Origin of the sequence: uncultured Tenacibaculum sp., assembly GCF_947498805.1 — a bacterium.
Classification (GTDB): domain Bacteria; phylum Bacteroidota; class Bacteroidia; order Flavobacteriales; family Flavobacteriaceae; genus Polaribacter.
In genome coordinates, this window is record NZ_CANMLT010000010.1 from 1 (window position 1) to 11813 (window position 11813).

General features: G+C 31.6%; 12 protein-coding genes. 5 read left to right on the forward strand and 7 right to left on the reverse strand.

Features of this window, described 5'->3' with window-relative positions:
* Positions 1-126: 126 nt before the first annotated feature.
* Positions 127-861 carry a DUF4294 domain-containing protein gene (locus Q0873_RS16650; protein WP_299109484.1) on the reverse strand — a complete coding sequence of 245 codons (735 nt, stop codon included), beginning with the start codon at positions 859-861 and terminating at the stop codon, positions 127-129.
* A 97-nt stretch (positions 862-958) separates the two neighbouring features.
* Complete coding sequence (locus tag Q0873_RS16655; RefSeq protein ID WP_299109487.1) at positions 959-2212, reverse strand: aminotransferase class I/II-fold pyridoxal phosphate-dependent enzyme; 1254 nt, start codon at positions 2210-2212, stop codon at positions 959-961.
* 337 nt (positions 2213-2549) lie between these two features.
* On the opposite strand from Q0873_RS16655, the gene Q0873_RS16660 reads away from it, so the two are divergent.
* Complete coding sequence (locus tag Q0873_RS16660; protein ID WP_299109490.1) at positions 2550-2984, forward strand: hypothetical protein; 435 nt, start codon at positions 2550-2552, stop codon at positions 2982-2984.
* Positions 2985-3011: 27 nt separating this feature from the next.
* Here Q0873_RS16660 and Q0873_RS16665 read toward each other — a convergent pair whose 3' ends face one another.
* Genes Q0873_RS16665 through Q0873_RS16675 form a run of 3 tightly spaced genes read right to left on the reverse strand, consistent with a single transcriptional unit; the run spans position 3012 to position 5172 of the window.
* Positions 3012-3632 carry a trimeric intracellular cation channel family protein gene (locus tag Q0873_RS16665; protein ID WP_299109494.1) on the reverse strand — a complete coding sequence of 207 codons (621 nt, stop codon included), beginning with the start codon at positions 3630-3632 and terminating at the stop codon, positions 3012-3014.
* The gene (locus Q0873_RS16670) at positions 3632-4750 is read right to left on the reverse strand and encodes a DEAD/DEAH box helicase (protein ID WP_299109497.1); all 1119 of its coding nucleotides are present in this window, start codon (positions 4748-4750) and stop codon (positions 3632-3634) included. The genes Q0873_RS16665 and Q0873_RS16670 overlap by 1 nt, the downstream gene beginning before the upstream one ends.
* Before the next feature lie 23 nt (positions 4751-4773).
* Positions 4774-5172 carry a thioesterase family protein gene (locus tag Q0873_RS16675; protein WP_299109500.1) on the reverse strand — a complete coding sequence of 133 codons (399 nt, stop codon included), beginning with the start codon at positions 5170-5172 and terminating at the stop codon, positions 4774-4776.
* 110 nt (positions 5173-5282) lie between these two features.
* On the opposite strand from Q0873_RS16675, the gene Q0873_RS16680 reads away from it, so the two are divergent.
* Together Q0873_RS16680 and Q0873_RS16685 are read left to right on the forward strand one after the other, a co-directional pair.
* Positions 5283-6611 carry an MATE family efflux transporter gene (locus Q0873_RS16680; protein ID WP_299109503.1) on the forward strand — a complete coding sequence of 443 codons (1329 nt, stop codon included), beginning with the start codon at positions 5283-5285 and terminating at the stop codon, positions 6609-6611.
* A 152-nt stretch (positions 6612-6763) separates the two neighbouring features.
* Positions 6764-8170, forward strand: a complete 1407-nt coding sequence (locus tag Q0873_RS16685) for a DUF2341 domain-containing protein (RefSeq protein ID WP_299109506.1) — start codon at positions 6764-6766, stop codon at positions 8168-8170.
* Here Q0873_RS16685 and Q0873_RS16690 read toward each other — a convergent pair.
* On the reverse strand, positions 8167-8838 hold the full coding sequence (locus tag Q0873_RS16690) for a DUF2461 domain-containing protein (protein WP_299109758.1): 672 nt from the start codon (positions 8836-8838) through the stop codon (positions 8167-8169). The genes Q0873_RS16685 and Q0873_RS16690 overlap by 4 nt on opposite strands.
* An 83-nt stretch (positions 8839-8921) precedes the next feature.
* The gene (gene ychF, locus Q0873_RS16695; RefSeq protein ID WP_299109509.1) at positions 8922-10013 is read right to left on the reverse strand and encodes a redox-regulated ATPase YchF; all 1092 of its coding nucleotides are present in this window, start codon (positions 10011-10013) and stop codon (positions 8922-8924) included.
* Between the two features lie 155 nt (positions 10014-10168).
* Here ychF and Q0873_RS16700 point away from each other — a divergent pair, with 155 nt between their 5' ends.
* Together Q0873_RS16700 and Q0873_RS16705 are read left to right on the forward strand one after the other, a co-directional pair.
* Positions 10169-10735: a sigma-70 family RNA polymerase sigma factor gene (locus Q0873_RS16700; RefSeq protein ID WP_299109512.1), complete on the forward strand. Its 567-nt coding sequence runs from the start codon at positions 10169-10171 to the stop codon at positions 10733-10735.
* A gap of 75 nt (positions 10736-10810) precedes the next feature.
* Positions 10811-11809 (forward strand): FecR domain-containing protein, encoded by a 999-nt coding sequence (locus tag Q0873_RS16705; protein WP_299109515.1) that lies wholly within the window; start codon positions 10811-10813, stop codon positions 11807-11809.
* Positions 11810-11813: the final 4 nt, after the last annotated feature.

The window sequence follows — 11813 nt, forward strand, 5'->3', positions numbered from 1 at the left end:
TTGCGGGTGCAAACATACGACCTTTTTTTAATCCCGCAACACCTTTTTAAACCTTTTTTCTAAACAAAAAAGTAACTCCCTAAAAACCAACAACAACAAGCTTAAAATATTTTTGAACTTATATAGTTATTTTGATTTCTTTTTCTTTCTATCTCGTTTCTTCCTCATTTTAGCAAACATCTTTTTATACTCTTCAACATTCACTCTCCCCTTTTCTTTTTGTAATATGGCAATAGATTCAATCTCTAATTTTGGTTTTTGAAACTCTAATTCTTCATTAATATATGCTCTTTGCAATATATCTTCTATTAAATAGTCTTCATTTTCTTCCGATGGTTTATACTCCGTCTTTAAAGATAGCTTAAACAAATTGGCTGTCGCATTATACCAAAATGCTTTCCAACCACTTCTAAATTCTTTAATATTATCAAAAGCAGTCTTTCCTGTTTGGCGATGAATTAACTTAATCAATACCCTACCCTCAGTTCTCGTCATTTTCTTTAACTGATCTGTTAATTCGCTTTCTAAGTATTTTTGAATTTTTTTTGTGTATTTCCTTCTTTTACTCTTTGAAGGTATTTTTGACAGTCGTAGTCTAAGACTATCTATTCTTTTCGATGCTAAAATTGCATATGGATATGCTTTGAACACTTTTTTCTTAAACCAATAGTAATAATGTATATCATTTCTATTCGAAAATTTATGTTTTGGCAATACTTCAACTTCAGGTAATTCTATCATTAAAGAATCTCCTCTTTTTACCAAATAATACTCATCGTCAAAACTTGGCAATGAGTCTTTAATTTGAGCTTGTAAAAAATACGGAGCTATTATTATAAGAAGTAAAAGAATTTTCTTCATAGTTTAATACATCAAAAAGGATTCCAAAAATAGCATATTCTTATAAACAAAAAACTCATGAAAGTTAATTCATGAGTTTTTAAAGTTAATTTTATAATTACTCTGCCATTATTGCTTCGGCAAGTTTCTTATATGTACCGTTTTCAAGTTTTTCTCTAATGGCTGTAAAAGCTTCAATTGTTTCTTTTACATCATCCATATTATGTCTTGCTGTTGGTATTAATCTTAAAATGATTAATCCTTTTGGTATTACAGGATATACAACTATAGAACAGAATACTCCGTGGTTTTCACGTAAATCTTGCACCATTGCCATTGCTTCTGGAATTTCTCCTTTTAAATATACTGGAGTAATACAAGTTTGTGTTGTTCCTAAATCAAAACCTGCTTCTCTTAACCCAGATTGTAAAGCATTCGTTACTTCCCATAACTTGTCTTTTAATTCAGGTTGCGTACGCATTAAGTCTAAACGTTTTAATGCTCCCTTTACCATTGGCATTGGTAAAGACTTTGCAAACATTTGCGAACGCATGTTATATTGTAAATATTGAACTACATCTGCATCTCCAGCAAAAAATGCTCCGATACCCGCCATAGATTTTGCAAACGTTGCAAAATACACATCAATTCCATCTTGAACTCCTTGCTCAAAACCAGTTCCTCTACCTCCTTCTCCAAGAGTTCCGAAACCATGTGCATCATCAACTAATAATCTAAAGTTGTATTTTTCTTTTAAAGCAACGATTTCTGCTAAACGTCCTTGCTCTCCTCTCATACCGAAAACACCTTCAGAAACTAATAAAATTCCTCCTCCAGTTTTCTCAGCCATTTTAGTTGCTCTTTTTAAGTTTTTCTCGCAACTTTCAATATCATTATGACGATATACAAATCTTTTTCCTGCGTGTAAACGTACTCCATCAATAATACAAGCATGAGTATCCATATCATAAACAATAATATCATCTTTAGATACTAAAGCATCAATTGCTGATACCATTCCTTGATAACCAAAGTTTACCAAATAAGAAGCTTCTTTTCCTACGAACTCAGCGCATTCTCTTTCTAACTGCTCATGATATTTGGTATGACCAGACATCATTCTTGCTCCCATTGGATATGCCATACCATCTGTAGCGGCAGATTCTCCGTCTACTTTTAACACTTCTGGATGATTTGCTAATCCTAAGTAATCGTTTATACTCCAAGTAATTACCGACTTACCATTGAACTGCATACGGTTAGATATTGGTCCTTCTAATTTAGGAAACACATAATATCCTTCTGCTTTATCTGCCCATTTACCTAACGGCCCCTTATCTCCTTTAATTCTCTCAAATAAATCTTTAACCATAATTACTTTTGTTATTCAGGGTGCGAAAATAGTGCTTTTTTAACAGTTTATCAAATTGAAAATTCACTTAATTAAGTAACTAATAACTAGAAAAAAAGGCTTGAAATATTCTTTCAAGCCTTCTTCAATCAACTATTAAAAACTAACTAATCACCAACTTATTTGTTAAGCAATCACTTATAAGACGTTCATAACTCTTCTTAGTTACAGTAATCTTATCAGTTTAACAGTATTTTAAGATTATATAGATTTTGAAACAGCTTAATGCTGTTCCAAAATTTTGTTTTTACTAATACAATCTGTACTTTTAGCTGTAACTAACTTAAAAACTATTCTTATGTCTTCAGAATCTAACAAACCAACTACGTTGTTTTGGGTAATCGGTATTTTTGCGTTAATATGGAATGCTATGGGAGTTATGGCATATATTGGTCAGGCTTACATGACCGATGAAATGCTTGCAGCTCTACCAGAAGCAGAACGTGCTTTATACGAAAACGTACCTGCTTGGGTAACGGCAGCTTTTGCTATTGCTGTTTTTGGAGGTGCACTTGGTTGTATCCTTTTACTTTTAAGAAAGAAAACAGCTAAACTTCTTTTTTTAATTTCTTTAATAGCTATTATCGTTCAAATGACGTACAACCTTTTTATGAGTAAAGCTTCGGAGGTGTATGGACCAGGTGGTATGATTATGCCTATTATGGTCATTATTATCGGAGTATTTTTACTCCTGTATTCTAAAAAGAGTATCGAAAAAGGATGGCTTTCATAAAAAAACAAGAGCGCGTTAATACGCGCTCTATTTTTTAAATATATCTCTTTTTATTCTCGGTAATTCCAATTCATATTTTACAGCAATCGTTCGTATTAAAATGATGATAGCTGCAGAAAGAATAAATTGAACATCTGCATTAATTTTTAACTTACTTAATAACAAGTATACCACTCCTCCAGATAAACATGCCGAAGCATAAATTTCCTTTTTAAATATTAATGGAACTTTTCTTGTTAAAACATCTCTTATTACTCCTCCGAATACCGCAGATACCATTCCCATAATTAATGCTATAAATGGATGTAAGTTAAAGTTTAAGCCTTTTTGTAATCCTAATAAAGTAAACACACTAATACCAATGGTATCAAATAAAAACATTGTTTTACGTAAAGGTGCAATTTTACTTCTAAAAAGAAAGGTTATTATTACAGCTGTTAAGATTGTCCAGATATAGTTAATATCTCCAATCCAATTGATAGGATGTGCATTAATTAATACATCTCTTAACATCCCTCCTCCTACTGCTGTAACAAAAGCGATAATAATTACACCAAAAACATCAAAGTCTTTTTTTAATGCTACCAGAGCTCCACTAATAGCGAAAGCAAAGGTTCCCGCAATGTCAATAGCATAAATAATACTCATTACATATGTATTTCTGAAATTTGTATTTGTAAATCTCTTTCTACTTCTACAATTCGTTGTCTTTCATTTTGCAAAATTAACACCAATGAAGTTCCTTTTTTACCTGCTCTAGCAGTTCTTCCACTTCTATGCGTATAATATTCCATTTTTTCTGGAAGCTGATGATGTACTACAAAACCTAAATTTTGTACATCAATTCCTCTAGCAGAAACATCCGTAGAGACTAAAACTTGTAAGTTTTCTTTTTTAAAAGCTCTCATTACCTTGTCTCTTTCCTTTTGCTGCATATCTCCTTCTAAAGCTTCTGCAGAAAATCCTTCTGCTTTTAATTCTTTAGTTAATTTTTGAGCTCCAGCTTTGGTTCTTGTAAATACAATTCCCCTTTCATGATTTCTTTTTTCTAAAAAGGCTACAATTACATCTGTTTTTTCTCCTATAGTTGTTTGAATAAACTGATGTGAAATATTTGCATTTACCAAGGTATTTTTATCTATTTCAACTTGTTTAGCAGAAGCATTCATGTATTTTTTAATGATACTTCGTATTTCGTTTGGCATTGTTGCAGAAAACAACCATGTTTTTCTTTCTCCAGAAGTATATTTTAATATACGGTTTAATTCTTCCTTAAACCCCATACTTAACATCTCATCTGCTTCGTCTAAAACTAATGTTTTTAATTGTTTTATATCTACCTCTCCTCTTTCAATTAAATCAATCAATCTTCCCGGAGTGGCTACAATTATATGCGTTGTTCTTTTTAGATTTTTTATTTGTCTGTCTATTTTTTCACCTCCATATACTGCTTCTACAAAAATTCTATCATCTACATACTTCGTATATTTAAATAGTTGCTTTTTAATTTGTTGAACTAATTCTCTGGTAGGTGATAAAATCAATGCTTGAACTCCATTTTTAGAGGTGTTTATTTTATCTAAAATAGGTAATCCGTATGCAGCAGTTTTACCTGTTCCTGTTTGTGCCAACCCAATAAAATCAGTATTGTTTTGTAATAGATATGGTATTACTTCCTGTTGAATTTCTGTTGGAGTAACAATACCTAATTCTTTTAAGCCTTTTATATATTCTTTTTTAACCCCTAAGGTTTTAAATGTTGTCATACCGTTCTTTTAAGGTTGCAAAGTTATTGCTTATTCTTTGGTAATAATAAATTAGTTACCTCTTTTGTTATTCTTCTTGGTCTTTGAGTATTTCCATCTAATAAACAAAAGGTAGTTTCTGATTTCACTAATAAGCTTGTTCCCTTCTTAATTTCAACATGCCTGACCGATTTAACACCTTCTGTTTTACCAACCCAAGTAGTAATAGTTACTTCATCATCTAATTTTGCTTGTCCTTTATAATCTATTTCATGTCGAACAACAAACCATACATAGTCAGGTTTAGGTACATCTTTGATTAACAATTTCCAATGCGCATCGGCTACATCTTGAATCCATTGCACATAAACTACATTATTCACATGATTGTATTCATCTATTTCTTCTAAAACTACTTTATGCTTCTTTTCAAAAATATTCATTTAACAAACTTACAACGATTGGTGTTAATTATTACTTAAAACTAACAGTGTTTTTATTGTAGCTGATAATATTTTTAGATATTCGAATGCAACAATAAACCAATAAGACTTTGACTAACAAATTTGGAACCGAAAAAATAAGTAAACTTTTACTCAAACAAGCAATTCCTGCTTCAATCGGTATCCTTGTGATGTCTATGAATATGATTGTAGATACCATTTTTGTTGGTAAATGGATTGGTGTTCTTGCCATCGCTGCAATTACAGTAGTTTTACCTATTGCTTTTTTCATTTCTTCTGTAGGAATGGGAATTGGTATTGGAGGAAGTTCTATTATCTCCAGAGCATTTGGTCGAAATGAAATTAAAAAGGCTTTTGAAGTTTTTGGGAACCAAATAAGTCTTACTGTTATACTAGCTTTCCTTTTTATTCTTGTTGGAGAATATTTTTGTGCTCCTTTACTACGATTATTTGGAGCAAATGGACAAATTTTAGATCCCGCTACCGAGTATTTTCATGTAATTATTTGGGGAGTTCCGTTTTTGGCTTTTGCTATGATGGGGAATCCTGTTATTAGAGCTGTTGGTAAACCCAATTATGCTATGTTTACCTTGATTTTACCCGCGATTGCTAATATAATTCTAGATATTATCTTTATTAAGTTTATGGACTTGGGAATGTTTGGTGCTGGACTAGCAACTTCCATTTCTTATGCGGTAAGTGGATTATTTGTATTATGGTTTTTCTTATCTAAAAACACCGAGTTAAAAATTGTTCCAGAGTATTTTAAATTGAATCTTTCTATAGTAAAAGAAATCATTTCATTAGGAGGAATTACCGTAATTCGCCAAGGAACTATTAGTTTACTTATTATTGTACTTAATTATACATTGTTTAAATATGGTGGAGAAATATCAATTGCCGTATATGGTATTATTAATAGAGTAATGATGTTTGCATTGTTCCCTGTTCTTGGTGTTACTCAAGGCTTCTTACCTATTGCCGGTTATAATTATGGTGCACAGGATGCCATTCGTGTTAAGGAAACGATTAAAACTTCTATTTTGTTCGGAACTGGAGTGGCCACATTTATTTTTATTGTGATCATGCTTTTCCCTTCTGAATTGGTAAGTGTATTTACCAATGACCAAGAGTTATTAAGCTTAACTCCAAATGCATTGATTATTGCTTTTTTAGCAACACCTGTAATTACTACACAACTTATTGGTTCTGCTTATTTTCAAGCCGCAGGAAAAGCTTTACCCGCCTTACTATTAACTTTATTAAAACAAGGATTCTTCTTAATCCCTTTAGTTTATATTCTACCTAAGTTTTTTGGTGTAAATGGTGTATGGATGTCTTTTCCTATTGCTGATATACTATCTACCTTAGTTACTTACATTTATTTAAAAAAGGAAATTGCTAAAAATCTAACTTAGGCATTCCTTAGTAATTTATATTCTTTTATTTTTTCGTGTTTTAAAGGAAAAGCTTAATTTAGTAGTCCTCGGAATTAATATCTTAATTAACATTCTTAGTGTACTAACTAACTGCTACTTATCTGTTAATTAATGATTATTGTACAATTACTATGATAAAAAAAACGTATGTCCTCCTATCGTTTGTGTTTTTGGCATTGTTAAATTTTACTCCAAAAACTTCTATACCTTATTCCTTTTCTAACAAGGATTTAAATACTATTGCTATTGAAAATGATAGAATTTCTGCAGTTTTTAATGCGAGTGCTGCTCTATGCGATTGCGATAAACGAAGGCCTATTACCATTACTTCTACTTCTGCTGAAACAGATTATCAAATAATGCTTGATGTGAGTTTTGTTACTGGGATGAGTACGGATTTTTCTGATATTCGTTTTACAGATTCTGATGGTGCTACCGAAATCTCTTTTTGGATTGAAGAGTTTACAGCCAGTGATGATGCAACCGTTTGGGTAAACATTCCTTCCATTCCAAATGGCACCAAAACGATATATATGTATTATGATGGTTGTACTTCCTCTAATACAAGTAACGCAACTAATACTTTTATTTTTTATGATGATATGACTTCTACAGCAGGATGGAATGCATATGGTTCAGGAGCCGTAAGCGCTACCACCACATTAGGAAGTTCTACATTGTCAAAAATTACTAACTGTGATCCAAATGGAGGATGGAAATCTATAGGGCAAACTATTACAAACTTTCGATTAATTACTCGAGAAGTAAGAACAACCACTGGTAATAATGCTAGTTGCGGATTAAACAGATATGGAGTTGAAAACTCTGGATTTAATGGATACAATATTAATAGAGATGCTCGAGGTGGAAATCGTGTTTTTGGTCTTGAAGCTAGAACCAATGGTAGTGGAAATAACGCAAATAGACCCAACAGAAATCAACCTATTGACACTTGGTTTAGAACAGAATTAACAAGATGTTGTTCTTCAAATACGGTTACTGCACAGTTATATGATGATAATAGAAATGCTATTGGAGGCTTGGTTTCTTCAACCATGCCTAACAATCGTAACTATTGTAATTTCGATAGAGTTACAGTACGCGGAGGGCATAATTTCCATATAGATTTTATGGCTGTAGCCAAAAGTTCTTGTGGTACTATTGGTGCTACTATTGGCGCAGAAGATGGTACTGCCGATTTAAAATTAACCAAAAGAGTTAGTAATGCTTTACCAAAAGTAGGTGATAATATTACCTATACCATCAGAGTTAACAATGCGGGTCCTCTTTGTGGTACAGGAATTAATGTTGAAGATGCGTTACCTAGTGGTTTAACTTTTGTTAGTTATACCAGTACTTCTGGAACTACCTATAGTACAGCAACAAATACTTGGGATTTAACTTCCATCTCTATACTTCCTACTGAGTTTGCAGAACTACAAATAACTGCAACCATTGATTCATCGGGAATTATAGTAAATATGGCTAAAATTACACAAAGTGATAAAGACGATCCTGATTCAGATCCTACCAACTAAATTAGTGATTCTCCATTTAAATTTGTGGTAAGTACATCACTCATATAATTAAAGAAAGGGCGTAATGCTACAAAGGCTTCATCTACATTTGATAAAAAGTCTTTTGCTAACACTTCCTTATCTGAAAACCGCTTCATTGCGATGTATCCCTTTTTACGTATTAGGTCAATATCTGGATGTGTTTTATCGAATCCTTTAGGTGCAGTTTTTAGTTCTTCTCCTTCGAATACCCCTCCAAAATGTTTTACATAGTTTTCTTCAGCTAAAATTTCTCTAACCTCAGAAGCATCCATTTCAAATTCTTTACGAATTCTAAACAAATCTTCTTTATTAGGTTCCCAAAACCCACCTGCTAAAAAACTATCTCCTGGAGCGATATGCAAATAATAGCCTCCTCTTAATTCTGGTTTCTTTCTATGAAATGAACCACCGAAATGTGTTTTATAAGGAGTTTTATCTTTTGAAAATCGAACATCTCTATAAATTCTAAACAACTTAAACTTATCAATTTCATCGTGAGCATTCAAGTTATCTTGAATAGCTGCATAAAATGCTTTTGCATTGTTTTGTGCATTGGTAAAGTCACTTTTATTGTCTGTAAACCAATCTCTGTTATTGTTTTCGCTTAAGTCTTTTAAAAATTGAAATGTTGATTTTTCTATTTGCATTGTTCTAGAAATTTGAAGCCCTAAAATACAAAAACTCCATGGAACTATTTCCATGGAGTTTTAGAATATCTTTAAGTATTTTGTTATACGTTGAACCTGAAGTGCATTACATCTCCATCAGCTACAACATACTCCTTACCTTCTACTCTTACTTTACCAGCTTCTTTTACTTTAGCCTCGCTTCCATATTCAACATAATCTGCATAACTAATAGTCTCAGCACGGATAAATCCTTTTTCAAAATCTGTATGAATAACTCCAGCAGCCTGTGGTGCGGTTGACCCTACAGGGATTGTCCAAGCTCTAACCTCTTTTACACCCGCTGTAAAATATGTTTGTAAATCTAATAAGGTATAAGCTGAACGAATTAAACGTGATACTCCTGGTTCTTCTAAACCAATATCAGATAAGAACATTTGACGCTCTTCATAATCATCTAATTCAGCAATATCTGCTTCAGTACCTACTGCTAATACTATAATTTCAGCATCTTCATCTTTTACAGCCTCACGTACTTTCTCTACATATGCATTTCCATCTTTCGCAGAAGACTCATCTACATTACATACATATAATACTGGCTTGGCAGTAATAAATTGCATCGATTTTACTAACTCCTCTTCTTTTTCAGAAAATTCAATTGTACGAACAGATCTCCCTTCTAATAAAGTAGCTTGAATATTTTCTAGAATTTCTAATTCTAACTTTGCTTCTTTACTTCCAGTTTTAGCAGCTCTTTTTACCTTTTCTAAACGCTTTTCTACAGCTTCTAAATCTTTTAATTGAAGTTCTATATCAATAGTCTCTTTATCTCTAATTGGATCTACAGAACCATCTACGTGTACAATATTATCGTTATCAAAACAACGTAATACATGTAAGATTGCATCTGTTTCTCTAATATTTGCTAAAAACTGATTTCCTAATCCTTCTCCTTTACTTGCCCCTCTAACTAAACCAGCAATATCAACAATTTCTACTGTTGCTGGAATCACCTTTTCAGGATCTACTAGTTCTTCTAATTTCTCTAATCTTGAATCTGGTACATTTACAACACCTAAATTAGGTTCGATTGTACAAAATGGAAAATTAGCACTCTGTGCCTTAGCGTTAGACAAACAGTTAAATAAAGTTGATTTCCCTACATTTGGTAATCCTACAATTCCAGCTTTCATTATAATTCTTTTATTGAAAATTTTGCGAGTGCAAATATAGTCGTTTTCATTTGATTTTATAGACTTAACTTTATTACATAAAAGTCCTTTTAACTTTTTTTTACTAACTTTTCGGTCAAAATTAGCGTAATAATACGTTGAGAAAATTTTTCTTTATGAAAAACTTGTCTGATAAACTCGTATGGAAATCCTTAAAAGAAGGAAATAAAGAAGCATTCGAAGTTTTATTTAAAACTTTCTATGCACGTCTTTTTTCCTATGGATTGAAAATTTCAAAAAACACTGTATTAACTGAAGATTCTCTTCAGGATTTTTTTATTTATATATATGAACACAGACAAAACCTCAGTGATTTAGATACTATTGCTCCCTATTTGTTTTCTTCATATAGAAGATTTATCATTAAAATGTTACAAAAGAAACAAAAACATAGAATGGTAAGAGATTTGAATGAAAACTTGGTAGACATTCAATTCACTCCAGAAGAAATAATTACGACTCAAGAAGCTAAATCATTTCAAAATAAAAATCTATCTGCATTGTTAAATAAACTCCCTAAAAGACAAAGAGAGGTAATCTTTTTAAGATATTATTGTAATCTTAATACAACAGAGATTTCTAAAACTATGGATATCAACTACCAAAGTGTAGTAAACACGCTACATAGAGCCATTAAAAATTTAAGGGAAGATGCTATGGTTTTTCAATTACTTAATTCATAAATTTGTTCTGAGGTAAAGAGTATAAATTTAGTTTTTAATACTTTATACATTACAAGCCCTCTTATTTACATTAAAATGACCAATAAAAAATTTAATACCATATCTGATTTTCTAGAAGATGATTCTTTTAAAAACTGGGCAAGAAACCAAAAGCTTTCAGATGCAACGTTTTGGGAAAATTGGATAGAGAATAACCCCGATAAAAAATTTTTAGCGCTTGAAGCTAAAGACATCATATTAGGTATAAAGTTTCATCCTTATTTAATTTCCAAAGAGAAAATAGATTTTGCGTGGGATAAACTTTCTGCTAAAATAGATAGTAAAGAACATCAAAAAAACGAAAAGACTCGTAAAAATAAATTAGCTCAATGGGCAGGAATTGCCGCGTCTTTTATTTTAGTCTCAATATTAAGTTTTTACTTATTTTCAAAAAATGATCATATTGTACACAATACTGGTTTTGGTGAAACCTTAGACCTAAAATTACAAGACGGTAGTACTGTTACTTTAAATGCAAATTCTTCTATTCGCTATTCAAGAAACAATCCACGAAAAGTATGGTTAAACGGAGAAGCATTTTTTGAGGTAGATAAAAAACATAGTACGAATGCTAAATTTTGGGTAATGACCAATGATTTAGACGTAGAGGTTTATGGAACTGTTTTTAATGTAAATACTAGAAAAGAAAAGACACAAGTATATTTACAAGAAGGAAATATATGGTTGGCTCTTAAAAATGGTAGTACAAGAAAAATGATTCCAGGAAATTATATTTCGTATTCTTTTAAAGAAAATAGAATTCTTGAGGATAAAGAATATATTTCTCCTATTAATAAAACCTCATGGAAAGATGGAAAATTGATATTTTCTAATTTACCCTTAGAAGAAGCTATGGACAAAGTAACCGAAACCTACGGGTATAAAGTTATTTACAACACTAATTTTGATAAGAATATATTTATTACCGGTACTATTCCTACCACTAATATCGATATCTGCATCCAGGCTATTCAAAAATCTGCTAATATCAAAATTGAAAAAGAAGGCAATAAATTACTGATTTACAATTTGTAAAATT